This is a genomic window from Paenisporosarcina cavernae (genome assembly GCF_003595195.1).
GTDB classification, from domain to species: domain Bacteria; phylum Bacillota; class Bacilli; order Bacillales_A; family Planococcaceae; genus Paenisporosarcina; species Paenisporosarcina cavernae.
In genome coordinates this window covers 2,434,687-2,460,000 of the sequence record NZ_CP032418.1, presented here as the reverse complement: position 1 = coordinate 2,460,000, position 25,314 = coordinate 2,434,687, and the positions used below count along the sequence as shown (strand labels likewise).

27 protein-coding genes and 2 rRNA genes (1 of these 29 only partly in view) are annotated in these 25,314 nt (G+C 41.9%); 25 read left to right on the top strand and 4 right to left on the bottom strand.

Annotated elements, in window-relative coordinates; genetic code table 11:
- The 3 genes from D3873_RS12865 to D3873_RS12855 form a co-directional block, all read left to right on the top strand.
- A 23S ribosomal RNA gene (locus D3873_RS12865) occupies positions 1 to 1,231 on the top strand; it begins 1,702 nt to the left of the window's first position.
- Positions 1,232 to 1,322: 91 nt separating this feature from the next.
- A 5S ribosomal RNA gene (gene rrf, locus D3873_RS12860) occupies positions 1,323 to 1,438 on the top strand.
- Positions 1,439 to 1,963: 525 nt separating this feature from the next.
- The gene (locus tag D3873_RS12855; RefSeq protein ID WP_119884381.1) at positions 1,964 to 2,773 is read left to right on the top strand and encodes a YihY/virulence factor BrkB family protein; all 810 of its coding nucleotides are present in this window, start codon (positions 1,964 to 1,966) and stop codon (positions 2,771 to 2,773) included.
- Positions 2,774 to 2,841: 68 nt separating this feature from the next.
- Here D3873_RS12855 and D3873_RS12850 read toward each other — a convergent pair whose 3' ends face one another.
- Positions 2,842 to 3,261, bottom strand: a complete 420-nt coding sequence (locus D3873_RS12850) for a FixH family protein (protein ID WP_162920208.1) — start codon at positions 3,259 to 3,261, stop codon at positions 2,842 to 2,844.
- A 141-nt stretch (positions 3,262 to 3,402) separates the two neighbouring features.
- Between D3873_RS12850 and D3873_RS12845 the strand changes: the two genes are divergently transcribed.
- The 11 genes from D3873_RS12845 (at position 3,403) to D3873_RS12795 (ending at position 11,528) form a co-directional block, all read left to right on the top strand.
- Positions 3,403 to 5,019 (top strand): sensor domain-containing diguanylate cyclase, encoded by a 1,617-nt coding sequence (locus tag D3873_RS12845; protein WP_119884379.1) that lies wholly within the window; start codon positions 3,403 to 3,405, stop codon positions 5,017 to 5,019.
- A 65-nt stretch (positions 5,020 to 5,084) separates the two neighbouring features.
- Complete coding sequence (locus D3873_RS12840; protein WP_119884378.1) at positions 5,085 to 5,390, top strand: antibiotic biosynthesis monooxygenase family protein; 306 nt, start codon at positions 5,085 to 5,087, stop codon at positions 5,388 to 5,390.
- The gene (locus tag D3873_RS12835; protein ID WP_119884377.1) at positions 5,387 to 5,737 is read left to right on the top strand and encodes a hypothetical protein; all 351 of its coding nucleotides are present in this window, start codon (positions 5,387 to 5,389) and stop codon (positions 5,735 to 5,737) included. Before D3873_RS12840 ends, D3873_RS12835 begins: the two co-directional genes overlap by 4 nt.
- Positions 5,738 to 5,749: 12 nt before the next feature.
- Positions 5,750 to 6,406, top strand: a complete 657-nt coding sequence (locus D3873_RS12830) for a cobalamin B12-binding domain-containing protein (protein WP_119884376.1) — start codon at positions 5,750 to 5,752, stop codon at positions 6,404 to 6,406.
- Positions 6,393 to 7,130, top strand: a complete 738-nt coding sequence (locus tag D3873_RS12825; RefSeq protein ID WP_119884375.1) for an STAS domain-containing protein — start codon at positions 6,393 to 6,395, stop codon at positions 7,128 to 7,130. Before D3873_RS12830 ends, D3873_RS12825 begins: the two co-directional genes overlap by 14 nt.
- Before the next feature lie 104 nt (positions 7,131 to 7,234).
- Positions 7,235 to 7,984, top strand: coding sequence for an SDR family oxidoreductase (locus D3873_RS12820; RefSeq protein WP_238473792.1), 750 nt, complete (start codon positions 7,235 to 7,237; stop codon positions 7,982 to 7,984).
- Positions 7,985 to 8,136: 152 nt separating this feature from the next.
- A complete protein-coding gene (locus tag D3873_RS12815; protein ID WP_119884374.1) occupies positions 8,137 to 8,517 on the top strand; it encodes a GntR family transcriptional regulator in 381 nt (126 codons plus the stop codon).
- 4 nt (positions 8,518 to 8,521) lie between these two features.
- Complete coding sequence (locus tag D3873_RS12810) at positions 8,522 to 9,631, top strand: DUF1648 domain-containing protein (protein ID WP_119884373.1); 1,110 nt, start codon at positions 8,522 to 8,524, stop codon at positions 9,629 to 9,631.
- A 15-nt stretch (positions 9,632 to 9,646) separates the two neighbouring features.
- Positions 9,647 to 9,847, top strand: coding sequence for a PLDc N-terminal domain-containing protein (locus tag D3873_RS12805; protein ID WP_119884372.1), 201 nt, complete (start codon positions 9,647 to 9,649; stop codon positions 9,845 to 9,847).
- Positions 9,844 to 10,746, top strand: a complete 903-nt coding sequence (locus D3873_RS12800; RefSeq protein ID WP_119884371.1) for an ABC transporter ATP-binding protein — start codon at positions 9,844 to 9,846, stop codon at positions 10,744 to 10,746. Before D3873_RS12805 ends, D3873_RS12800 begins: the two co-directional genes overlap by 4 nt.
- Positions 10,743 to 11,528, top strand: a complete 786-nt coding sequence (locus D3873_RS12795; RefSeq protein ID WP_119884370.1) for an ABC transporter permease — start codon at positions 10,743 to 10,745, stop codon at positions 11,526 to 11,528. Before D3873_RS12800 ends, D3873_RS12795 begins: the two co-directional genes overlap by 4 nt.
- A 74-nt stretch (positions 11,529 to 11,602) precedes the next feature.
- Here D3873_RS12795 and D3873_RS12790 read toward each other — a convergent pair whose 3' ends face one another.
- Positions 11,603 to 12,004 carry an HIT family protein gene (locus D3873_RS12790; protein ID WP_119884369.1) on the bottom strand — a complete coding sequence of 134 codons (402 nt, stop codon included), beginning with the start codon at positions 12,002 to 12,004 and terminating at the stop codon, positions 11,603 to 11,605.
- Positions 12,005 to 12,054: 50 nt separating this feature from the next.
- Between D3873_RS12790 and D3873_RS12785 the strand changes: the two genes are divergently transcribed.
- Together D3873_RS12785 and D3873_RS12780 are read left to right on the top strand one after the other, a co-directional pair.
- The gene (locus D3873_RS12785; RefSeq protein ID WP_238473791.1) at positions 12,055 to 12,741 is read left to right on the top strand and encodes a CBS domain-containing protein; all 687 of its coding nucleotides are present in this window, start codon (positions 12,055 to 12,057) and stop codon (positions 12,739 to 12,741) included.
- An 8-nt stretch (positions 12,742 to 12,749) separates the two neighbouring features.
- Positions 12,750 to 13,364 (top strand): NAD(P)-dependent oxidoreductase, encoded by a 615-nt coding sequence (locus tag D3873_RS12780; RefSeq protein ID WP_119884368.1) that lies wholly within the window; start codon positions 12,750 to 12,752, stop codon positions 13,362 to 13,364.
- Positions 13,365 to 13,456: 92 nt separating this feature from the next.
- Here D3873_RS12780 and D3873_RS12775 read toward each other — a convergent pair whose 3' ends face one another.
- Positions 13,457 to 14,098 (bottom strand): plasmid pRiA4b ORF-3 family protein, encoded by a 642-nt coding sequence (locus D3873_RS12775; RefSeq protein ID WP_119884367.1) that lies wholly within the window; start codon positions 14,096 to 14,098, stop codon positions 13,457 to 13,459.
- A 42-nt stretch (positions 14,099 to 14,140) separates the two neighbouring features.
- Positions 14,141 to 15,154 carry a TDT family transporter gene (locus D3873_RS12770; RefSeq protein ID WP_119884366.1) on the bottom strand — a complete coding sequence of 338 codons (1,014 nt, stop codon included), beginning with the start codon at positions 15,152 to 15,154 and terminating at the stop codon, positions 14,141 to 14,143.
- A 90-nt stretch (positions 15,155 to 15,244) separates the two neighbouring features.
- Here D3873_RS12770 and D3873_RS12765 point away from each other — a divergent pair, with 90 nt between their 5' ends.
- The 9 genes from D3873_RS12765 (at position 15,245) to D3873_RS12725 (ending at position 25,307) form a co-directional block, all read left to right on the top strand.
- Positions 15,245 to 15,964 (top strand): metallophosphoesterase family protein, encoded by a 720-nt coding sequence (locus D3873_RS12765; RefSeq protein WP_119884365.1) that lies wholly within the window; start codon positions 15,245 to 15,247, stop codon positions 15,962 to 15,964.
- Positions 15,965 to 15,982: 18 nt separating this feature from the next.
- The gene (locus D3873_RS12760) at positions 15,983 to 16,483 is read left to right on the top strand and encodes a DinB family protein (protein ID WP_119884364.1); all 501 of its coding nucleotides are present in this window, start codon (positions 15,983 to 15,985) and stop codon (positions 16,481 to 16,483) included.
- A gap of 12 nt (positions 16,484 to 16,495) precedes the next feature.
- Positions 16,496 to 17,959 (top strand): response regulator transcription factor, encoded by a 1,464-nt coding sequence (locus tag D3873_RS12755; protein WP_119884363.1) that lies wholly within the window; start codon positions 16,496 to 16,498, stop codon positions 17,957 to 17,959.
- Between the two features lie 102 nt (positions 17,960 to 18,061).
- Positions 18,062 to 19,732 (top strand): urocanate hydratase, encoded by a 1,671-nt coding sequence (gene hutU, locus D3873_RS12750; RefSeq protein WP_119884362.1) that lies wholly within the window; start codon positions 18,062 to 18,064, stop codon positions 19,730 to 19,732.
- Entirely contained in the window at positions 19,733 to 20,980 is a 1,248-nt protein-coding gene (gene hutI, locus D3873_RS12745) for an imidazolonepropionase (protein ID WP_119884361.1), read from the top strand. It abuts the gene before it with no gap.
- A complete protein-coding gene (locus tag D3873_RS12740) occupies positions 20,981 to 21,943 on the top strand; it encodes an agmatinase family protein (RefSeq protein WP_119884360.1) in 963 nt (320 codons plus the stop codon).
- A 1-nt stretch (position 21,944) separates the two neighbouring features.
- The gene (locus D3873_RS12735) at positions 21,945 to 23,270 is read left to right on the top strand and encodes a YjiH family protein (protein ID WP_119884359.1); all 1,326 of its coding nucleotides are present in this window, start codon (positions 21,945 to 21,947) and stop codon (positions 23,268 to 23,270) included.
- Between the two features lie 285 nt (positions 23,271 to 23,555).
- Positions 23,556 to 24,587, top strand: a complete 1,032-nt coding sequence (locus tag D3873_RS12730) for a nuclease-related domain-containing protein (RefSeq protein ID WP_162920207.1) — start codon at positions 23,556 to 23,558, stop codon at positions 24,585 to 24,587.
- 249 nt (positions 24,588 to 24,836) lie between these two features.
- The gene (locus tag D3873_RS12725; protein ID WP_119884357.1) at positions 24,837 to 25,307 is read left to right on the top strand and encodes a CtsR family transcriptional regulator; all 471 of its coding nucleotides are present in this window, start codon (positions 24,837 to 24,839) and stop codon (positions 25,305 to 25,307) included.
- Positions 25,308 to 25,314: the final 7 nt, after the last annotated feature.

Genomic DNA, 25,314 nt, shown 5'->3' with positions numbered 1-25,314 from the left:
ACTCTCGTTAAGGAACTCGGCAAAATGACCCCGTAACTTCGGGAGAAGGGGTGCTCTATTAGGGTGTTAAAGCCCGAGAGAGCCGCAGTGAATAGGCCCAGGCGACTGTTTAGCAAAAACACAGGTCTCTGCAAAACCGTAAGGTGACGTATAGGGGCTGACGCCTGCCCGGTGCTGGAAGGTTAAGAGGAGTGCTTAGCGCAAGCGAAGGTGCGAATTGAAGCCCCAGTAAACGGCGGCCGTAACTATAACGGTCCTAAGGTAGCGAAATTCCTTGTCGGGTAAGTTCCGACCCGCACGAAAGGCGTAACGATCTGGGCACTGTCTCAACGAGAGACTCGGTGAAATTATAGTACCTGTGAAGATGCAGGTTACCCGCGACAGGACGGAAAGACCCCGTGGAGCTTTACTGTAGCCTGATATGGAATTTTGGTACAACTTGTACAGGATAGGTAGGAGCCTAAGAGCCCGGAGCGCCAGCTTCGGAGGAGGCGTCGGTGGGATACTACCCTGGTTGTATTGAACTTCTAACCCATACCCGTAAGCCGGGTAGGAGACAGTGTCAGGCGGGCAGTTTGACTGGGGCGGTCGCCTCCTAAAGTGTAACGGAGGCGCCCAAAGGTTCCCTCAGAATGGTTGGAAATCATTCGTAGAGTGTAAAGGCAGAAGGGAGCTTGACTGCGAGACCTACAAGTCGAGCAGGGTCGAAAGACGGGCTTAGTGATCCGGTGGTTCCGCATGGAAGGGCCATCGCTCAACGGATAAAAGCTACCCCGGGGATAACAGGCTTATCTCCCCCAAGAGTCCACATCGACGGGGAGGTTTGGCACCTCGATGTCGGCTCATCGCATCCTGGGGCTGTAGTCGGTCCCAAGGGTTGGGCTGTTCGCCCATTAAAGCGGTACGCGAGCTGGGTTCAGAACGTCGTGAGACAGTTCGGTCCCTATCCGTCGTGGGCGTAGGAAATTTGAGAGGAGCTGTCCTTAGTACGAGAGGACCGGGATGGACACACCGCTGGTGTACCAGTTGTTCTGCCAAGAGCATCGCTGGGTAGCTATGTGTGGACGGGATAAGTGCTGAAAGCATCTAAGCATGAAGCCCCCCTCAAGATGAGATTTCCCATTACGCAAGTAAGTAAGATCCCTCAAAGACGATGAGGTAGATAGGTTCGAGGTGGAAGCGTGGCGACACGTGCAGCTGACGAATACTAATCGATCGAGGACTTAACCAAAACGAGTGGAACGTCGTAAGACGTTTCCACCGAAAGTGTTCTTTCAATGACGTTTATCCAGTTTTGAGTGAACAAACACTCTAAAAAATAATCCAGTGATTATGGCAAAGAGGTCACACCCGTTCCCATACCGAACACGGAAGTTAAGCTCTTTAGCGCCGATGGTAGTTGGGGGTTTCCCCCTGTGAGAGTAGGACGTCGCTGGGCAATGAGGATCAACCATTTATGGTTGGTTCTTTTTTTATGGAGAAAAAAATATGATAAGTAATCTACATGTGATAATAAAAACCATTTATGAGCGGTTTCGTACGCTATATGAGTGCTCGGTTTCACCGTATAAGCGTTCGATACGTGAGTATCAGCGTTTAGGTGCGTTTATAATCGTTCGAGAACGATTTATAAGCGATCATTGGATATCCAACGAATCCTCCAAACATTTCGTTGGACTCTCGCAATCGAGATAGGGTGCAGGTGTGCATCGTGGGACGTCTCTAGAATACCAATTCATTCTTCTTAGAGGAGTTCCTTTTTTTTAGAGAAAACTAATCGATGATTTCGGTTCATACTATACGAAAATCTACACAAGCATAACATAAGCACCTCTTTCTCACACAAAAGCTCTCCTAATTTTCATTTTCCCTCCCTTTTTCCAGTTCTCTTTCATAACTTAGTTGCAAACCTATCCATAGAAAAGGCAAAATAGAGAAGAGAATACCTAGGAGGAAGTAATTTATGTCAGTCTTACTACGTGTAGTAAAACGATTCTTTGTTGAACGTTTTTATGATCAGGCAGCACAAACAGCTTATTATTTATTACTTTCTATCCTTCCTTTTTTATTGTTTATATTATCTTTAGTAAGTTTCTTTCCTGTGAGAGAGGAGCAAATTTTAGATTTCTTACGACCGTTTGCTCCTGGGGAGTCATTTCGATTAATTGAAGATAATGTGCTAAATATTTTAGCGGCAGATAAAGGACCGGTTTTATGGTTAAGTTTACTTTCTGCATTTTGGATCTCTTCGATTGCGATACAAAGTATGGCACGGTCGCTTAATCAAGCAAATGGCATCCGAAATGAAGCTTCCTTTTGGGTTGCGTTAAGTAGAGATTTAGGAGTTACGTTGCTGTTTATGGTATTGGTGCCTTTATCCTTATTCTTACCTTTTATCGAATCAGGTTTACATTGGGTTGTAGCGCGATTAGGCTTACTCGATGACGTAGAGAAATGGATTTATTTTTGGCCAATGGTGAAATGGGGACTTGGCACAATCTTTTTATTTTTGTTTTTTACGTTATTTTATCAAGTACTACCAAGTGTTCGTTTGCGAATAAAAGATGTATGGCCGGGTGCTATATTGTCTTCGATCGGGTGGCAAGTTGTTTCGTTGGTTTTCTCTGATTATGTTTCCAATGTGAACTATACAAGGATTTATGGGCAATTAGCGGGGATTATTGTGCTCGTTTTGTGGTTTTATTTAACTGCTGTAGTCATCTTGCTTTCTAGTTTATTGATCGCAGAAATGCGAAAAGAAAAAGTCACTTAGTAGTCGTTATCAAATTAGCCATGATTCATATAAAAAAGCTCAGGTAATTTACCTGAGCTTCGTTTATTTTACTCGGAAACAGTGATTTCTAATGTAGGCATGACATGTTGATTACGAGCGGTTGTATGAGGAATTATTTCGTACTCGCCTGCTTTCGTAAAGGTGTAAGTTGCTTCATATCCTTCGCCTTTCACTAATTCAGACTCGATCATTTCTTTTTGATCGGAACCTTTTAAACGAATTTCAAACATGACTTCGTCTGCATCTTCCACTAACTCCTCTTCTTGTTTAACGACAGCTAGAAAAGATACCTCTTCATTTACTTTTGGATCGGACGGCATTTGGACATCCACTGTCAAAGTAGCGGGCATGTCCATGTTCATATCCATGTTAGAATTTTTTTCTTTGTTAGTTGCAGAGTCATCGCCACAAGCCGCTAGAAGCATAATGGAAAATAACGCTATTAATATGGATCCTAATTTTTTCACAATAAATCCTCTTTTCTTTAATAAAATCACTAACATCTTACCAAATTCACCTGTAAGATAGAATTATTATAAAACGAATAACAACTGTTTATTCACTATTTGTGTCGAATCAGTTCACAAATAAGATGGGAGGGGTATTTATTGTCTTTTCGTTTACGGACAATTGTCACGGTGTTGTTTGCGGTCATCTTAACAACCTTAACAATCGCGTTAAGTGCAATATTTGTTGTCAGAACAACGTCAGAAGTCGAAGAAACTATTGGTGACGAGTTATCAGGTTACGCTTTTCAAATGGGTTCTAAATTAGATTTATTTATGGAGAATCGCTATCAGGCGGTAAAATTATTAGGAAATCTTCCCGCATTTAAAAATGATGAGACAGATCGACAGAAACAATCAATTGAACAGATGAAAAAAGAGTTCCCATCATTTTCATGGATAGGGGTTACGGATGAGAACGGAAAGGTGAAAATAGCGACGGATAATATCTTAGTCGGCGAATCGATAAAAGAAAGACCTGTATATAAAGAAGCATTAAACGGTCCTTTTATAGGAGATGTCCATGATGCAGTACTGTTGGCAAAGTTACTACCGAATCCTTCAGGAGAACAACTGCAATTTGTAGATATCAGCTTACCTATTTATGATAATGATGGAAACTTTAAAGGAGTTCTTGCGACGCATTTGAGCTGGGAATGGGCAAAAGAAATCGAACAAGGTATATTTCAAGAATCGATGCTCGATCGACGAACAGAAATTTTCGTCGTGAGTGCAGGGGATCACTCTATCTTACTTGGTCCTGATCGGTTAAAAGGTAGTCAGTTAAATAAGGAATTGCTCGATTCTTTGCAACGTTCGTCTAACAAATGGACGACAAGTGCTTGGAACGATGGAGAAATGTATTTGACAGGCTATGCAAAAGCAGATGGGTATGCGGATTATCAAGGGTTAAACTGGGAAATAATCGTTCGAGAACCTGCTTCACTTGCGTTTAATGGTCTAAATGATCTCAAAACTTTCTTTTTTGTCATTAGTATCATGGCGATTATCCTGTTCTCGTTAATAGGTTGGGTATTCGCACAGTTTTTAGCAATACCAATAAAGCGAATTTCACGTTTTGCCAGTCATATGACGAAAGAAAGACACGTCGAGATGCCTTCAGTGCGTGGAATTAAAGAAGTCGAAGAATTGGCCACATCCATTCAAACAATGATTACGAATTTAACGTACACAGAAAGAGCACTTTCTGAAATGGAATTAATCGCAAATAAAGACTCTTTAACTAACTTGCCGAACCGTAAGGCATTGTATGAGTGGTTATCAAGTGATCAATTGCAGAATTCATCCAAATTAGCAGTATTTTTCTTAGATCTCGATGGATTTAAACCAATCAATGATACATACGGGCATTTAACAGGCGACATGGTGTTAATAGAGATTGCAAAAAGACTACAAACGTTTGTAGGGAACCGTCAATTTGCAGCTAGACTCGGTGGGGATGAGTTTGTGGTAGTTTCACCAATTCAAACGAAAGAAGAAGCGAATCGTCTTGCAAATAACATTATTCAAATGATCAATCAAGAAATTGTATTGTCACAAACGACTGTTCATGTCGGATGCAGTATAGGAATCGCACTTTATCCAGATCACGCCGATCAACAGGTTGAAACGGTTCATTTAGCAGATGAAGCGTTGTATTTATCGAAAGCAAATGGAAAAAATCGAGCAACATTTTATGATAGAACAAGAGATATTTAGTAATCCGAACAATTTTATGGTACGATAATGACTCATAAATAAATTGGGTGATGGAGTGTTGTATCATGTATATCGTGCAGTCATTGGTAAAAGTACCTGTGGAAAAAGCAGAGGAAGTAATTGGGATTTATCAAAATAGATCGAAATTAGTAGATGCTTACGAAGGATTCAAGTCATTTCATTTATGGCAAAATGAAAAACGACCAGAAGAATTGACGGTTCATATGGAGTGGGAATCGAAAGAAACCTACTTAAAATGGGCAACGAGTGAAGCTTTTAAAAAAGTACACGATCTAGAGAAAAATTATCCTGATCAAGAACTGGCAGCGATCACACCTAAAGTGACGAAGTTTAAGGTGGTCGCGACATGATAAAAACACATTGGAGAGACATCGTAATAGAACATGTGGTGCAAGGAATATATGACACCTATCCAGAATTGCTAGAGCGGTATGGTGAAACTGGAAGAATTCGCTGCGAGGAAGACAATCATCACCATTTAGATCATTTAGAATCAGCAGCAACAATTCAAGATGAGCAAGTATTTCTGCATTATACGGAATGGTTAAGTAGCTTACTAACTGCCCGTGGAATGAAGAACGAACATATTATCGATAATTTTGAGCGATTAAAGCACGGTTTTAAGCTAGTAGATTTCGCGGAAAAAGAAGCATTTATCATGCTGCTCGATAAAGGAATTGCTCGCCTGCAAAATTAGGGGGATGAGAGAATGACGGCACTTCAGTTTGCACATGCACTTCTAGATGGAGACTCGGAGAAAGCGTATGAACTATTAGAGTCAGAATTTGCTAAAGGAAAATCACCAGCTTATATTTTTCAACACTATGTTACAGGTGCTATGCGAGATGTAGGAGAGCTTTGGTTAAATGATGAGATTTCGGTAGCGGATGAACATTTAGCAACAGCTACGTGTGATTACGTATTAGCAAAATTTCATAGCCGTATTCCACGGAAAAAGGGGACATCTGCAGGGAAGAAAGCAATGTTTTTTACGGTGGAAAAGGAACAGCATTCATTAGGAATGAAAATGGCGGCCTATTTGTTTGAACAAGCAGGCTGGCGAGTAAGAATGCTTGGACCTAATTTGCCACTTTCCTACGCGAAGGATGCAGCCAATCAGTTTCTGCCAAATGTCATTGGCCTTTCGGTGACGATTGTCCATCATCTAGAACAGCTCCCTCTCTATTTAAAAACGCTCGAAAAAATTGATAGCAATCCGACGATGTTATTAGGAAGTAGATTATTAAGTCAACTAGATTTCCAACGATTTAAAACAGATAGAACGATTTTTATTCCACAGTTTGAAGACTTAGCTGAGATCTTAGAGTCGGAAGAAATGGAGCAATTACGAGATGCCAATTTATAACATGCCATTTCCAACGCTACTAATTGATCCAGCTTTTGAAGTGCTGGAAATGTCCAATTCAGCAAGACAATTATTTGGAGACATTCACTATTTTTCCGATATTTTAGATGAAGGTAGTTTCACGAAACAACAACGGTTATTAAGCATTTCTCCTGGAGCGACAATTGAAATGGCTTTAGACACTTTAGATGAGAAACATGTTCTTTTCGCCATTGGCATTGTATGGGAAAAAGAGAAAGGTTTCCTTCAATGCTTCGAAATTGGGCCTAAAATGGAGCGAATTTTACATCAAGTGTTAGAGCATCAAGACCGCCTTGCATCGATTGATTTTGAATTGTTAGCTCAAAAAGAACTTGCTGAAACACAGCTGACTAAAATTAAAGAACTATCTGCTCCGGTCATTTTGCTGACAAAAAATGTCGCTTTTGTTCCGTTATTTGGAGTAATTGATCATGACATGATTCATCAAACAAAATCGAGATTATCTCAAGAATTATATGATCAGCAAGTCGTCTCGATCATTTTTGACTTCAATGGCGTCCATGAAATAACCGAGTCAGGTGTTCGTGAATTGTTGGATGTCATTGAGATTGTTCGAGTCATGGGGTTAGTACCATATATTACAGGTATTAAACCACAGCATGCAAAATTATTAGCGAATCGTGATTTAGATCTCGGAACGGTCATTCCTAGCTTGCAGGAAGCACTTAGAATCCTGATGTAAGGATTTACTTATAAAGATTTCATTTTTTTCGATTCATAAAAACAGATACGTCGCAGTATCTGTTTTTTTAATACAAAAATTTCAGAGATAAGGTGTTGAGAATCGTGACATATAAACCAGTGGCAATTGTAACAGGAGCGAGTCATCCAAATGATATAGGAGCGGCGATCTGTCGTAAGTTGGCGTCACAAGGTGTCGATATCTTTTTTACGTATTTTAAAGCAGATGCCCATTGGAAAGAACAGTTTGTGAATGAACTTGAAAGCATGGGAGTTCGTTGCAGGGGAAAAGAAATTGATTTGTCAAAACCGGATGCCGCTAAGGAAGTGATGGTAGATGCGATCGATACACTAGACATACCAACAATATTAATCAACAATGCCGCTCACACCATCAATTCCGACTTTATGGACTTAGATGTGAAAACCTTAGATGCTCATTATGCGGTGAATGTTCGGACCACGTGTTTACTGAGTGTGGAGTTTGCACGCACTCTTCAAACTCACGGGCTAAAATGGGGACGAATTATTTCCTTAACTTCTGGCCAAGATATTGGACCGATGCCGGGGAACTTAGCATATGTTGCATCGAAAGGCGCTCTTTCTGCTTTTACTGTGTCCTTATCAGCTGAGCTTGCGCCACTTGGTATTACGGTGAACGCTGTGAATCCAGGGCCAACTGATTCTACTTGGATGACCGATGAAATACGAAATCATCTCCTTCCAAAATTTTTGATGGGACGAATCGGTACACCTGAGGATTGCGCTCGGATGATCGGATTTTTAGCGAGTGAAGAAGCAGAGTGGATTACTGGGCAAGTCATTCATTCAGAAGGTGGATTTTTGCGAGGGTGAACCAATTGAACATACACTGTCCGAACGACTTTGGTCACGGGCAGTTTTTTTATGGGATAAAATGGCTCGAAATAACTTGACGTATGAGAAATAACTGTTCTATTATATGTATAACAACTGTTATACGACTAGTAGAACAAAGGAGAGGTACGATGTTTATTGAAATAGAAGTCGATTCCTCTATTCCTATTTACCTCCAGTTAGCGAGAGGAATAATGGAGCATGTTGCGTCAGGTCACTTGCGCCCTGGAGATTCCTTACCCTCCGTTCGGAGTTTAGCAGCGGATTTACAGATGAATATGCACACGGTGAATAAAGCATATCATTATTTAGAGGAGAAAAAGTTTATCGAAATTGTTCCGAAGACAGGGGTATTTATTCATCAACAGGCTTCAAGAGAAATGACCAAGGAAGAAATGGAACAATGGAAACAAGAGCTGCGCCCATTCATTATCGAAGCTTTATGCAGAAAGGTAAGTGAGCAAGACATGATAAAAATAATTCAAGCCATTCAACAAGAAGTAAAGGGGTGACAGTATGGCGATGTGGCTGTTTGTCATTATTTTAATATTTACGTTTACTCTGCAGGCGATTATTCCGTATTACATTCGGGAGACAGAAGTCTTTGGAATCCGTATCCCGGAAGAGTATGTACACGATGAGCGTATCGTTCAGTTGAAAAAAAGATACACGCTTTTACTCCTTTTACTAGAAGTAGTTTTTATCGGTGCTTATCTACTCGCGAATGTCATTTTGGAGTGGAATGAGGCTTCTCAGTCATTCTGGGGTGCAAGTAGTCTATTTGTTGGAATGGTTGTATCACTTGGGCTTTATGTGATTCACCATCAAAAAGTGCGAGCTTGGAAACAAAAAGAGAATTGGGCAAGTGGTAGACGAGTGAAAAAAGTGATCGATACGTCGTTTCGTCATCGATTAGAACTTATACCTTCTTATTTTTATGTGATTCCAATGATTTTTTCCATCGCAATCGGTGTGCTTCTTTTGGTGAAATATGACGAGCTTCCAAACTCGATTCCTGTTCATTGGGGGCCAACTGGTGAAGTGGATGGTTTTGCGAATAAACGAATAGCAACGGTAATCAGTTTGCCGGTTAGTCTGTTATTCATCCAAGGATTGCTATGGTTTTTCCGTCTATCACTTGCAAAATCAGGAGCGAATTTGCAAGTACGGGCCAAAAAACGTTCTTTAGAACAACAGCTTGCTTTTCGTAAATTCACGAGCTGGTTGCTCTTATTTATCAGTATCGCGATAACAGTATTATTGGGGTATGCTCAGCTTTCGATTTTGTATCCCGACTTTGGTACAGCAAAAGGGATGATGATTCTATCGGTGTTGTTTGTTATGGGGATTCTTGGTGCTGTTCTGATCTACACCCTCAAAGTAGGACAAAGCGGCTCGCGATATACAACAATGGAGGATGAGGAAGTCGGAGATACTAGCACTGATTCGTTAGAAGATCACCACTGGAAATACGGATTATTTTATGTGAATAAAAACGATCCAAGTATAGTTGTTGAAAAACGATTTGGCATCGGCTGGACACTTAATTTTGGGCAGCCATTCGCTTGGGGCATAGTGTTTGTATTTATCGTATTTATGATTTTTATCGGGTTTACTACTAAGTAGAGATGAGGAACGAAAATGGAGACATTACCTGCAATTCCTTGGATGATTATTGCACCTTTATTAATCATTCAATTCATTTTAGTGGTTGTTGCTTTAATCGATTTATCGAAAATTGATCGGACGAATGGACCGAAATTACTTTGGGTATTCCTTATTATTTTTATCAATATAATTGGTCCGATTCTTTACTTTACTGTAGGTAGGAAGCAAGCATGAGTACTTTGCTTGAAGTTCAACATCTATCAAAGTATTTCCAACAATTTATCGCCGTTGATGATATTTCCTTTACCTTAAATAAAGGAACATCCACTGCACTAATAGGAGCTAATGGTTCTGGGAAAACAACCACATTATCGATGCTAGCAACTCTATTGCAACCGACAAATGGTACGATTTACTGGGAAGGGAAACCTTCGCAGGATATTCGACCATTCGTAGGCTTTCTACCCCAATATCCGATGTTTTATCCGTGGATGACGGCGACAGAATATGTTCAACTCTCCGCAAAGCTACACGGGTTAGAATCGAAAGGTCTTTTGACGAAGGTGAATGAAACCCTGGAAGCAGTTGGATTAAGTGAAGTTGGAAAAAAGAAGATTGGTGGATTTTCGGGAGGCATGAAACAGCGCTTGGGACTTGCCCAAGCTATTATTCATCAACCGCAGCTCTTGTTGTTAGATGAGCCAGTTTCCGCATTGGATCCTGTTGGAAGAAGAGACGTCATGACGATTCTGAAAAACTTACTACCAGAAATGACGATTTTATATTCCACGCATATTTTAAACGATGCAGAAGAAATGACGGATCAATTATTGTTTCTTTCTAAAGGGAAAGTAGTCGAGCAAGGCTCGCTATTCGATGTGAAGAATCGCCATGCCGAACCAGCAATTGTCGTCGAATTTCATTCGACAGAGGAAGCAGAAGCATTTCAGAAGCTTATTTCTTATCCGAGTAGACGTCAAGATGAAAAAGTATGGATAGATTCTTCAAGCGAGTACGTAAACGTTTCCACCATCATGCGAGAATTAGTCGAACATCATTTTTCGATTGTGAGTATAAATGAAAAAACCACCTCACTCGAAGAATTGTTTATGAAAGTGGTGGCGGAACGATGAGAAGCTATGGAACTTTTTTGTGGAAAGAATGGACGGAAGTGACTCGGAATTTCAAACTCTTATGGATACCACTCGTCTTTCTGCTATTTGGATTTTCTGAACCGTTGACAAGTTATTATTTGCCCGATATTCTAGAGAAATTTGGCAACTTACCAGAAGGTACGGTTATCCCGATTCCTCACATAGATCCAGCAGAAGTAATTGCAGCGACGGTTTCTCAGTATGAGTTTATTGGAATGATAGTGCTAGTGGCTGCTTTTAGCGGAACCATTTCGAAAGAAAGACAAAATGGAACCGCTACGTTGATTTATGCACGACCAATTTCATTTACAAGCTACTACTTGGCAAAGTGGACGGTTGGAGTCATTGTTACTTTTCTTGGTGTTGTCCCTGGACTCTTTATTTCCTGGTGGTACACGGGGATGTTGTTTGAATACGTGGAGATCGAGAAATTTTTCTCCTTTGTCGGAATTTACTTGGTGTGGTGGTTATTTGTATTAACGGTTATTGTTACATTAAGTGCATGGTTTCGATCAGCCTTAGCGACTGTACTGTCATTCGCTGTCGTTATTTTGATCCCGATTATACTTTCTTTCGTGGGAAATTACTGGCCGATGCATCCTTGGAAATTAACGAGTTATGCCATCGCGTGGATGCGAGACGGAGTGGATTCAAATGATATATGGATCACGATTGGTTTGACCGTGATGATTTCTCTTTTCCTCCTATGGCTTGGAATAATTGGTGCGAAAGTGAATACAAAAAAAGCGAAGATTTCGTAAGAATTAAATAGCATAGAAAAGTCCGAGTGTCAGTTTCCTTCACTCGGACTTTTCTATGGAAAAAATGCGTTATATTATCTGCTAGGACGTCTATTTTCTTCTGATTTAAACCAAGCGCGTAGGCCTTTATTCGCGAATGGTTCATCTTCAAACCGAGGGATGACGTGTAAATGAGCATGCGGAATCGTTTGATTCGACACTTCTCCTACATTCCATCCTAATGTATAACCAGAATGTGCATGAGCTTCATCCAAATGGTTTTTTACTTTTTGCAACAAATCGTATGTCGCGTTCCATTCCTCTGGGGATAAGTCGAAGACTGTTTGTTTGTGTGCTCTTGGTACAATAACGCCCGTTCCTTCTAAAATTGTTTGATGTTTTGGATGTTGTAAAAAAAGGCAATACTCATTTTCAAACACAATTTGTTGCTCTTGATCTTTTTCTGGGTGACAATAAATACAATCCATTTTTTTCATGTTTTCCCTCCATATCTACTAATCATACCAAAAGAGAGCAGGGGTTAAAATTGAAGAATTCAGATCGATTTATTACAGCGTTTAACCGCATTGAACAGCATTTGAAAACGATCGTGGGATCGAGTGAATACATGACCTTTTTTAAATTGGTAGATCGCGCGAAACGAATGAACAGCACAGTAGCAAGATTCGAAGATGATTTGCGTGAATATGCCGACTTACGAAATGCCATCGTGCATCATCGAACATCGACAGAGTACGTGATAGCAGAGCCTCATGATTCTGTGGTGGAAGATATTGAGCGCATCGATCAGCTATTGTCTAAACCGCTGACAGTAGGGGATTTCTTCCGAAGAAAAGTTACTGCATTTCAAGCACACGATTCGCTCGAAAAAGTTTTAGAAGAAATAAAGCGACATCATTTCACGCAATTTCCGGTTTTTGAGGAGGGAGAATTTGTAGGGTTGCTTACAACGGTAGGCATCGCGTTTTGGTTAGCGGAAAACCATCATGAGCCGTTCATTTCCCGGGAAATAATGATAAGGGAAATCGTGAAACATGAAAAGTCGAGAGAAATTTCCAAGTATGTGACACCTGATTTGACCGTTTACCAAGCAGAAGAGCTCTTTAAAAAATCGGTAATGAAGGGAAAGCGGTTAGAAGCATTATTAATCCGTGATAATAATGAACTTGTTGGAATTGTGACACCAATTGACTTGATGAAAATAGAGGAGTGAGAGAGAAATTGAATATCACACTATTTGGCGCAACTGGACGAGTAGGATCGACCATTCTTCGAGAGATAGAAAAAGAGCATCAAGTAACAGTACTTGTTCGTGATGCATCAAAGCTTCTCTCCACAACTTCATTGAAAATTATAGAAGGGTCTATTTTGGACGAGCGTCTTGTAGAAGAAGCTATTGAGAATGCCGATATGGTGATAAGTGCGATTGGCACGGATAAAACTACCACGTTAGAAGAATCGATAGGCTATATCACCAACGCAATGAAAGAGCACGGGGTGAACCGAATTATCACCATCGGTACAGCCGGAATTTTGCAAAGTAGAACAGAACCTTCTTTGTTACGGTATCAGTCTTCGGAATCGAAAAGACGGTTGACGTTTGCTGCAGAACAACATGAAAAAGTTTTTCGTACATTAGAACAATCGTCACTTGAGTGGACGATTGTTTGTCCCACTTATTTGCCTGATGGAAATGCGAAAGGGAATTATCGTGTGGAAAAAGATTTCTTGCCAGAAGGTGCTACTGAAATCACAGTTGGTGACACTGCGGGATTCGCATGTACCTTACTTCAGTCAAATGCGTTTAACAGAAGTCGAGTAGGAATTGGCTATTAAAAAACGGCAAATCTCATCTCTAGAGATTTGCCGTTTCTACAACTAGTGTAGCTTTACCCGAATAAAAAAGATGTAAACCTGTTTTTGAGAAATTAACACCATTCTTCTTCTAATGCATCGTTTGCATCTTTTACGGAAAAAGATTTAAATCCTTGTGACGTTGCCCATGCCTTCATCGTGTCATGCTCATCGTCTTGTGGATTTGCAAGCACTTGGAGAAAATGAGCATAGCCAGGAGGTCCACCAACATCTTCTGGTGGGCAATCTCCTTCTCCCTCCATCACAAGCGGAAAATCTTTATTGAAATCTTCGACAATTGCTTCTAATTGAACGGTATGATCCCAACCATCTCCAAAATCGTACGTATACCCGAATGTTGGTATAGTGCTGACGTATTCACTTAATGGAACTTCTCGTGCAAGTAGAACGTTCGTGCGAATAAAGTCTTCATATCGGCTATAAGCATACGTGTCTTTTTCTGGCACGTTTTTCTTAAAGTGAGCAGCCATTGCTTGATGCTCTTCTACGGAATCTTCGTCTCGATCCAATCGGATTGTTGTGTTCGTATCTTCATTTTCAAGAAAAAAGCTAAACAAATGAACGTCTTTCCATCCCATCGCTCGTTGAATGACGGAATGTAAATCGTAAAAATCAAGCTCTTCTGGTAAAACGATTCGACGCCATACTTCTGGTTGTACATGTTGTAGCTTCACTAAGAATTGGTACCCTCTCATGCATATTCCTCCGATTAATAGATTCATTGTAGGTCAATTACCCTAACTCGATTCAGTGAAAACTTTTTTCTTTGTAAAGAACGCTATTCCACTAGCAATTATTTCTTTAACGATTAGTGGAACAAGCACAAATGGAAGCACAAGAATTACTACTTCCGCAATCGTAGAAAGGAAGCCTTGCGGAAAGGACATCGAAAAGGTAAACGTATAAAACATTCCAAACGTAAAGAGTCGACTCCAATTCGTGATGTTTGGTTGAAGAGATGCGATAAAGGATTGTCGCGATGTAAAACGTGAAATCTCTAGTAATTCGATTCCGATAAACAAGGAAGTCACTATACTCCAAAAAGGTAGAAGTAGATTTTCGTCTAATACACCCGCGGTTAACGTTGCGACACCTGTTATTGATAATGCACCATGTAAAATACAATACGTCCCATTCCAAGTAGAACGCTGAATGGAAGGGAATAGAAAGAAAACACTCCCGATATAAAAGATCACTCCTGTCATGAGCAATGCTTTATTCCAGAAATCAGAAACTTGAAATACGTGATTTGCAAAAATGACGAGTGATTGTGTACTAACAGTAAGGAGTAAATACGTACCGTTTGCGCGAGTTCTACTGTGCTGTTGACGGAATGCGCTTATCCCGACATGGAGTAAATACAGGATCCAGCTAATTCCTAATACAACGAATAAGACCGTCGAGACTAGCAGAAAGTTATACAAATACATCCACTGTAAACTGAGAATGACGCCTCCTGCGACCCATGTTCCAAACGTAACTGCTTGTTGTGGAGCTGCGAAGTGCGTTTCTTTCCACCTATTCACACGCACTAACCAAATTTGCTGGCAGAAAAAAGCGGTCGCTAAGCTTGTGCTGATGTGAAAGAAAATATAGGTCCAATTTGTGGTATGCTCAGGAAGATGAAACACCCCGACATTAACAATACCAAAAGACATGATGACAGCAGGAAAAGCAGTCGGTAAGACAGCTCGTTGCTGTTGGAGAATAAAAAAGAAAATAATACCTAGAAGAATCGAAAATAAAATCATACGTCATCACATTTCGTTAGATTCGAAACGAGCAATAAAAGCTTTCTAAGATTCGTTTCGTCTCTACTAGACTAGCACAGGAGGCACACAATGAAAATTGCGATCATGACAGACATTCATGGGAATTTAGAAGCCTTGCAAGCGGTAATGGATCAAGTGAAAAGTGTGGAATCTATTTTCGTCCTCGGAGATATGATAGCGATGGGACCGAATTCAAATGAAGTGATGGCACTTCTCCGAGAGGATGCACGCGTTCACATGATTACGGGTAATCATGATGAAGCAGTTGTTTCTTTAAAGAAAGGGAACGGGCATCCGGCGAGCTACGTACATACACGTGAACACCATAAATGGGTAGCAAGTCAGCTAGAGCAAACACATGCAGACTATCTTGATGCGCTGCCACGAGAACGAGTTTTTTCGATCGATGGCATGCAACTAAAAGGAATTCACTACCACATTCCCGAATACAAAAAAGACGCATCCATTTTGGAAGAACCATTTGCAGACATCGTTGGTGAATCGCTAGACAATGTGCAATCACTTTTTGGCGATTATGAAGAGGATGTTATTTGCTTTGGCCATCATCACCCCGTCCATTTTTTTCAAGATCATCGGCATGTCTATCTAAATCCTGGTGCGTTAGGTGTAGGGAAAGACGACAAAGCGCGTTTTGCTATTGTGGAAGGGGTTAATGAAAAAGTAACTGTCTCGTTACAGGAAGTACCGTATGACAAAGAAACGTTTTTACGCAAAATGGAAACGTACGACGTTCCCCAACGAGAGGTTATGCTTCGATTATTTTACTAACAAAAGGAGGAGTTAGGGATGTATCACACAGTAGAAGAATTTTTAAAGGATTGGGAATTCGAAAGTGAACAAACAGCAAAGTTATTTGTTTTTCTGACGGACGAGTCGTTATCATACAGAGCCTCAGAACAAGTTCGGTCGATTGGCTTTTTAGCATGGCATGTCGTCACATCGATTCATGAAATTGGCAGTCGACTAGGGTTGACGTTCCATGCCCCTGAACATGATGCGCCAATGCCACAGGATGCTGCTTCCATCCGAAAGGGCTATGAACAAGCATCCAAGGGAATCGCAGAAGCGCTTCGGTCACAGTGGCAAGATGCCGACTTACAAAAAGAATCGGATATGTATGGGGAGATGTGGAAAAATCATCTTTCTTTAGCGATGCTCGATCGCCATCAAATTCATCATCGTGGGCAATTGACGACGCTCATGCGTTTAGCAGGACTGCCGTTAATTGGTGCATACGGTCCATCGCAAGAAGAATGGCAAGCGCACGGAGCACCTATCCCAGAATAAGGGGAATGTCAGATGAAAATACTCATTGCAACGGAAGACGTATTAGAAGCACAAGGAATTGAATGGGTGTTAAAAAGTAGATGGAACGATATAGAAGTCGTAGCTGCTACAAACGTTCCAGACGTACTGGCCAAAGAACAAGCGGAGGGGTTCGATTACACGTTTATCGACCTCGGCATGGTGGAGGCATCAGAGATCCATCTAACACCCGCCATGTGGACCGGAATTTCTTCGGAGCGAACCTTTCATAAAACATATGAGGCGTTTCAGAAAAAAGCGGATCAATTGCTTTTTCGACCGTTTTTACCGGAAGCACTCATTCCGATTGTGCAACAAGCGAAGTTTCGTTTACGGAACGCAACAAATCGCGCGCAGGGAGCAGAAGGGGACAAAAATACCTTTACACATCACGATGTGTTTCTTGGGAATAAAACACTTCCACCTAACAGTAGCGTCGCGATGATTGTACCTAAACGGAAAGAAGAGAAAGAATCTCTTTTGGACGCATTAACCGCTCATGTCTTTTCGTTTCAGGTAACGTTCCTTCCCTTATCAGAAGGCATTCTACTTCTCGCACCCACTACAACCGCGAGTCATTTGAAAAAATCGATCGAGCGCTTTTCACTTGAAGGAAAGAAAACGATGCAGACGTTATTCAGTGCGTATCTACTGAATGTGGACGACCAGAAATCTCTGCCAGAATGGTATCAGCAAGTGAAATCTGCCCAGCAGAAGATTTTCTATGAAGGCTTTGACATTGTATCGATTGAAGAAAAAGTAGAAGAGTGGTGTGAATTCGATCCGTTTTTAACACCTGTCGAGCAACGAGAATGGATTGAAATGCTAGAGCGCCAGGATAAAAAAGGTGTGAAGAAGTGGCTAGAACACCATTTCTTCGTTTTGGAAGATCCTTATCCAGATCCAGAGCTAGTTCGTATCCGTTTAACGAGCGTTCTTGCTCAACTAAGGCGGTATATGACGACGTATAGGCTAAAACAAGGCGATTTGGAACGACGGTATCACGCATTGTTTGAGAAAACAGTTCATGGCGTCGTGATGTATGACATTGTGCAACAGTACGTCTCCTTCGCACAGGAATTGCTGCATTTCATTCCCCAAAAAGGCTCTGACGAGACATCTACTGCAAAGCGTGTTCATGAGCTAGTGGAGCGTAATTATTGGAATCCGGATTGGGGATTAGCGGAATGTGCGTCGCATTTGAGTGTTCATAAGAGTACGTTGTCACGTCGTTTTTTGAAAGAGCAAGGTGTCCATTTCCGTGATTATGTATTGGCATTTCGTGTGCAGGAAGCGAAACGATTGTTGTTAGAGACATCGCTACCTGTAAAAGAAATTGCACGGTTGACGGGATTTCGACAAGCGAGTTATTTTACCCAGAAGTTTAAAGAAAGTACAGGCGTATTTCCATCACATTATAAATCGATGCAACAATCTAACATTGTTGATAATAATTAAATAATTTATGCAACCGAACAATATTTTGTTCGGTTTTTATTAATTATTGACAGAAAATTCACGATATAATAATACTCATCGAGATTTTAGGAGGAATAGTGGATGGAAACGACAGCACAAGAAAAGGTACCTCAATACAGAGGGACAGAATTACATACAAAAGGTTGGCAGCAAGAGGCAGCGCTTCGAATGTTATGCAACAACTTACACCCGGATGTAGCAGAGCACCCGGATAAGTTAGTGGTGTACGGTGGCATTGGAAAAGCGGCGCGTAACTGGGAAAGCTTTGACGCGATTGTCCGTTCACTTGAGAATTTGGAAAATGACGAGACGTTACTGATTCAGTCAGGAAAACCTGTTGCTATTTTCAAAACGCATACGGATGCTCCGCGCGTGTTACTTGCGAACTCTAATATTGTGCCTGCATATGCCAACTGGGAAACGTTCCATGAATTAGATAAACGCGGCTTAATGATGTACGGGCAAATGACAGCTGGTAGCTGGATATACATTGGCTCTCAAGGGATTGTCCAAGGAACGTATGAAACGTTTGCAGAACTTGCGAAACAACATTTCGGCGAATCATTAAAAGGAACAATTACGGTTACTGCTGGTCTAGGCGGAATGGGTGGTGCACAACCACTTGCGGTGACAATGGCAGGTGGCGTGTGTATCGGCATTGAAGTGGATGAAACACGTATTGATCGTCGAATTGAAACACGTTACACAGACGTGAAAACAGACTCGTTAGACGAAGCGATTAAGTTGGCAGAAGAAGCGAAAAAAGAAGGAAAAGCTCTTTCTATCGGACTTCTTGGAAATGCTTCCGAAATTTTACCGGAAATGATTTCCCGTGGATTTATTCCAGATGTGTTAACTGACCAAACGTCTGCACATGACCCGTTAAACGGATATATTCCAGAAGGCATGTCACTAGAGGAAGCGGCGGAACTTCGTGCTTCAAATCCAGAAGAGTATGTGAAACGTTCGAAAGCGTCGATGGCAAAACACGTGTCAGCAATGGTGGACATGATGGATAAAGGTGCTATCACATTTGATTATGGAAACAATATTCGTCAAGTGGCGAAAGATGAAGGCGTCGAACGCGCATTTGATTTCCCTGGATTCGTTCCTGCCTATATCCGTCCGCAGTTCTGCGAAGGAAAAGGGCCGTTTCGTTGGGTAGCTTTATCAGGAGATCCTGAAGACATTCGCAAAACAGATGAAGTCATTTTGCGTGAGTTCAGCTACAACACGCATTTGTGCAACTGGATTAAAATGGCGCAAGAGAAGATTCAATTCCAAGGGTTACCGTCTCGTATTTGTTGGTTAGGGTACGGTGAACGTGCACGCTTTGGGAAAATTATTAATGACATGGTCGCAAGTGGCGAGTTGAGCGCGCCGATTGTCATTGGTCGTGATCACTTAGACTCTGGTTCGGTTGCTTCGCCAAATCGTGAAACAGAAGCAATGAAAGATGGCTCGGATGTTGTAGCAGACTGGCCAATTTTAAATGCGATGGTGAATGCAGTTGGTGGCGCTACGTGGGTATCCGTTCATCACGGCGGTGGAGTTGGAATGGGCTACTCGATGCATGCTGGGATGGTTATTGTTGCGGATGGAACCAAAGAAGCAGAAGCTCGCTTAGAGCGCGTATTAACAACAGACCCAGGAATGGGTGTAGTTCGTCACGTTGATGCAGGATATGAACTAGCGGAAAAAACGGCTCGTGAGAAAGGCGTCAAAATTCCGATGTTAGGAGAGAAAGCATAAATGACCTCACTTTGGATTAAAAACGCAGCACAACTGGTGACCGTTGCTGGGAATAAAAAACCTCGAACAAAATCCGAGATGTCGGAACTTGGACTCATTGAAGACGGAAGTGTCTTCATTCAAGATGGAGAAATTGTCGCTGTCGGTACCACTGCGGAATTGGAAAGTCATTTCGCGGACACCGATGCGGAAGTAGTCGATGCAACAGGTCGACTTGTTACACCTGGTTTAGTAGATCCACATACGCATCTTCCATATGGAGGATCGCGAGAGCGCGAGTTTGAAATGCGTTTAGAAGGTGCAACGTACATGGAAATCATGAATGCTGGAGGAGGCATTCATGCGACTACGCGCATGACACGAGAAGCAACGGAAGACGAATTAGTAGAGCAGGCTAAGAAACGCCTCGATTCTTTCTTAGCACACGGAGTAACGACAGTGGAAGGGAAAAGCGGCTACGGATTAAATGTAGAAACCGAGCTAAAACAATTGCGTGCGATGAAACGACTCGCTGCAGAACACCCAGTAGATGTGGTGCCGACATTTATGGGAGCACATGCAGTGCCGACGGATTACAAAGGCCGAGAAAACGACTACGTAGAATACGTAGTAAATGACATGATTCCAACTGTTGCAAACGAAAAATTAGCCGTATTTAACGATGTATTTTGTGAAATGGGAGTCTTCACTCCGGAGCAATCAGAACGTATTTTAGAAGCAGGGAAAAAGTACGGATTAATCCCGAAAATTCATGCGGACGAAATAGAATCATATGGCGGGGCGGAACTTGCTGCGAGAGTAGGAGCTATTTCTGCTGAGCATTTATTAAAAGCATCGGATCAAGGAGTTGCGGACATGGCGAAAGCTGGCGTGATCGCGTGTTTATTGCCAGCGACTGCACTGTACTTGCGGGAAGAAGCAGCAAAAGGTCGGGCAATGGTCGATGCTGGTGTTGCGGTCGCGATATCAACTGACTGCAATCCGGGATCTTCCCCAACAACGTCTATGCCGCTCGTCATGAATTTAGCGTGTATCTCGATGCGCTTAACTCCAGCGGAAGCGCTTGTCGCTGCGACATATAATGCCGCTTGCGCAATCAAAATGGAAGATAAAGTTGGTTCGCTTGAAGTTGGAAAGCAAGGCGACATCGTGATGTGGAATGTGAAAAACTATCAAGAATTGCAATATTTATTCGGCGAAAACCACGTTGGCTCTGTGTGGAAAAAAGGCGTAAAGGTGGTTGGATAAATGCGTCATGTGCATCCTAGTGAATGGAGCTGGCGAGCTGGAGAAGGGGAATATGTGCATCATTGGTTAAAAGAGTTAATGCAAGGGGAAAGTCCGGACATGATTCTTTACGGCGCCCCTCTTTCCCGTTCTTCGATTAGCCCGTCCGCAGCTTCTGCTTATCCGCTAGAATTTCGCAAAATGGGAAAGGGTTTTACGACATATAATTTAGAAGAGGATATCGATTTACGTGCGTTCACTGTTCGAGATGCTGGAGATATTGCGATGCACACAACCGATATCTTACTCTCCCATTCACGAATTGAAGAGGCAACAGAAGACATAGTCCAAACATTTTCGTCCTCAACCACTTGCATGATTGGCGGCGATCACTCCGTTACTGCTTGTGCGGTGAGAGGTGTAAAAAAAGCCTATCCAACCGAACGAATCGGTATTTTGCAGTTTGATACACACTTAGACGTTCGTGATCCGAGTGAACTTGGTCCGGCTAACGGCACGCCAATTAGGCAGTTAATCGACGGGGAAATCGTTCAAGGTTCAGATGTAATAAATATTGGACTTCATGGTTACTTCAACGCAGCATCACTTGTTACATATGCCAAACAACACAACATTGACATGGTAACGTTACGTGCGGCAAGGCGAAAAGGGGTCGCCGAGACCGTTCGAACGAAACTAGCAGAGCTTGCAGAACGAGTCGATCGCATTTATGTGACGGTTGATATGGATGTGTTAGATATCGCAGTCGCACCAGGCGTTCCAGCATCTACACCAGGTGGAATGAGGGCTGACGAATTGTTTGACGCTTTAAAAGTTGTCGGAGAGCATTCGGAAGTTCGTCATATCGACTTCGTCTGTCTCGACCCAATGCGTGACGTCGCAACAATGGCGACCGTTAAAACAGGAATGTATGCCTTTTTAGAATTTGTCACAGGGAGAGTTAACCAAACAAGGGGGAAATAACATGCAACAAGTGGGAGAAAGTTCACACGTAATGGAAACGCGAAAAGCGCCAATGTGGAAGTTTTTCGTCTACAGCTTTATCGGTGCATTTATGTTTTTCGTGCCAGTCACTATCGGAGAAAAAAATTCGATTTTACTCGATCACATGGTGTCTTGGATTCAAGCAAATGCAGGGGCAGTGCTACCGTATTACGCACTCATTTTAATTATTGCTGGAGCAGCGTATCCTTTTGTCTCTGGAACATGGAAGAAATCTACCGTCGACAAAGTATTTTCATTCTTTAAAGTGATTGGTTTAGTTGTCGGCATTATGCTCGTATTCGGATTTGGCCCCGCGTGGTTATTTGAACCAAGCATGGGACCGTTTTTATTCGACAAATTAGTCATCGCAGTTGGCTTACTCGTACCCATCGGGGCTGTATTTTTAGCATTACTCGTTGGTTATGGGTTACTCGAATTCATCGGCGTATTAATGCAACCGCTTATGAAGCCGCTTTGGAAAACACCTGGTAGATCTGCTATCGATGCAGTAGCGTCATTCGTTGGTTCATACTCACTAGGATTATTAATCACGAATCGTGTGTACAAAGAGGGGAAATATTCCGCACGAGAAGCGGCAATTATAGCCACAGGATTCTCCACTGTTTCTGCTACGTTCATGGTAATTGTTGCGAAAACACTAGGCTTGATGGACATGTGGAATCTCTATTTCTGGATTACACTTGTGGTGACATTTTTAGTAACCGCCATCACGACACGCATTTGGCCATTAAACCGTATTCGGGATGACTATTACGAAGGTTCTGTGCCACAACCTGAAACAAAACCAGAAGGCAGTCGTCTAACATCCGCTTGGAATGAAGCACAAACAACTGTTCAACATGCGCCATCACTTGGAAAAAACGTCTGGGAAAATGTGCGCGACGGATTCCTGATGGCAATGGCAATCTTACCTTCCATTCTATCGATTGGCTTACTCGGGTTAGTACTAGCTGAATTCACGCCAGTATTTGACTGGATAGGATACATTTTTTACCCATTCACGTACATTCTTCAACTACCAGAAGCAATGCTTGTTGCAAAAGCAAGTGCTCTTGGAATAGCTGAAATGTTCCTTCCAGCACTACTAGTTGTGGAATCTGGGATCATCGTCAAATTCGTCATCGGAGTCGTATCGGTATCATCCATCATCTTTTTCTCAGCAGTGGTGCCGTGTATCGTCTCAACTGAAATCCCGATCTCGATTCCAAAGCTACTCGTTATCTGGGTTCAACGCGTTATTCTAACGCTGATTATCGTTACACCACTCGCATTTTTATTCTTGTAAATGAAGAGCCGTCACCTCTATGGGGTGGCGGTTTTTGTGTGTAAACAAAAGAATGCAATGAACGATGTGTTCATGGTATTTTCATGAGGAGATAGGGAAGAGAGGTAACATTGCTAAAGAATAGCGCTTAATAAACGATGTGGATAGAATTTTTTAAAAATGGAGAAAATAGAAAATCGCGTCATCCACTGTCCTTTCGTTTCGGATTCTGATAACCTAGTAAAAAATCTGGAACGTACTTTTTTAAAGGGAACGCTGAAAACAAGGACACTAGTTAATAAGGGAGTGATAGCCATTCTTTTTAATCGAGCACCTTCTGCCAGTCACCGCTTTTACGAACAACTTCTTCCTCGGTTACATTCGAAAAGCCCTCCATTTATTCTGGCGCAAGAACATGTAAAGCGTCTAGATGCAAGATATGCTGGTGAACTTCGCGTCGATCGTACCATCGAACAACTCCCAAATGAAACTCTCTATTTAAAAGATGTCCAACTTGAAGTGAACGGTGAGAATTTTCAACTTGATGGCATATTATTTACAAAGACTAGTATGTTACTACTGGAAATGAAAAACATGATAGGAACACTTCACATCGAACCTAACACACATCAATTCACCCGTACCCTTGCGACAGGACAAACTGAAGGCATGAAAAACCCGCTAGACCAACTCGCCCGAAACGCTACCTGTATCCGACAACTTCTGAAGAACTATCATTTGCATATCCCCGTGCACGAACTTCTTATTTTCTCCAACACACAATCTCTACTCACCAAATCCTTTCATACCGATGGAATCGTTCACTTATACGGATTACCAGCTAAGTGGGAAACATTTTTGGATAGAAATAAAACGCAATTTTGGGACGCAAAATTGCCACCGATAGAACAAAGCGGAAAGAATTTCGCGAGCGAAATTCTACCTTCTGAAAAAGAACTGAATCTCGTGGAAATTGAGGAGCTTCTTAAAAAGTATCAAACACCTGCCAAGCGCTTTATTCCATACAATTATGCAGAGATTAAGCCGCACATTCGTAAAGGTGTTCTTTGTAAATGCGGTGCGACGCTTCATTTCAAAAATAGTCTTTGGCGGTGTCAGAGGTGTGGCTATAAAGGGAAGAACGACCACTTGGGAGCATTGGAAGCATACCGAGTATTGTTTTCAGATGAAATAACGACGAAAGAATGGATGGAGTTTTCGGGGATGACTGATGTATCTACTGCTAAGAGAATGTTAAGTCGAGTACCTTACTTAGAGGTAATATCTCGAAATAGATATCAAAGATACAAGATTCGCGATGTAAGAGAAAATAGCTAAATTAGCGTCAACTGGGTAACGTTTTTGTGAGATGAAATTGTATTATTTTGATACTTGCACGATAGAAATGAAAAGTTGCACGATAGAATCCAATACTTGCACGATAGAAATGAAAAGTTGCACGATAGAATCCACTATTTGCACGATAGAAAGGCAATCCAAACCTCACAAGCGTATGTTTTGCATCCGCGGCATCCCTCTTTGTATAATATAGTCAAAGATAGTCAAAGTCAGGAGGTGGCGTGTGAGGTGCGTAATATATCGGATATTATAGAAGGTTATTTGAAGCAGGTTATCGAATCCAATAGTAATGGCCATGCGGAAATTAAGCGAAGTGAAATTGCGGAGCAGTTCCAGTGTGTCCCGTCGCAGATAAATTACGTAATTAATACTCGTTTCACCGCTGATCGTGGTTACCTGGTGGAGAGTAAGCGTGGTGGAGGCGGCTACATCCGTATTGTGCGGGTTCGCGCCCATTCGAAGGTCGATTTAATTGAAGATATTTTGGCAACGCTGAGGAAGGGTGTCGCTCAATCGAGTGTTGAAGATATTGTTTACCGGTTACTCGATGAGAAAATCATCAATAAGCGGGAAGCAAAGATGATGGTAGCGGCGATGGATCGATCCACGCTTTCGTTACCTTTACCTTCAAGAGATGAGCTACGAGCTCGCATTTTGGCAGCGATGTTAATGACGTTAAAATATGAAAAAGAATCGTGAGGTGAAG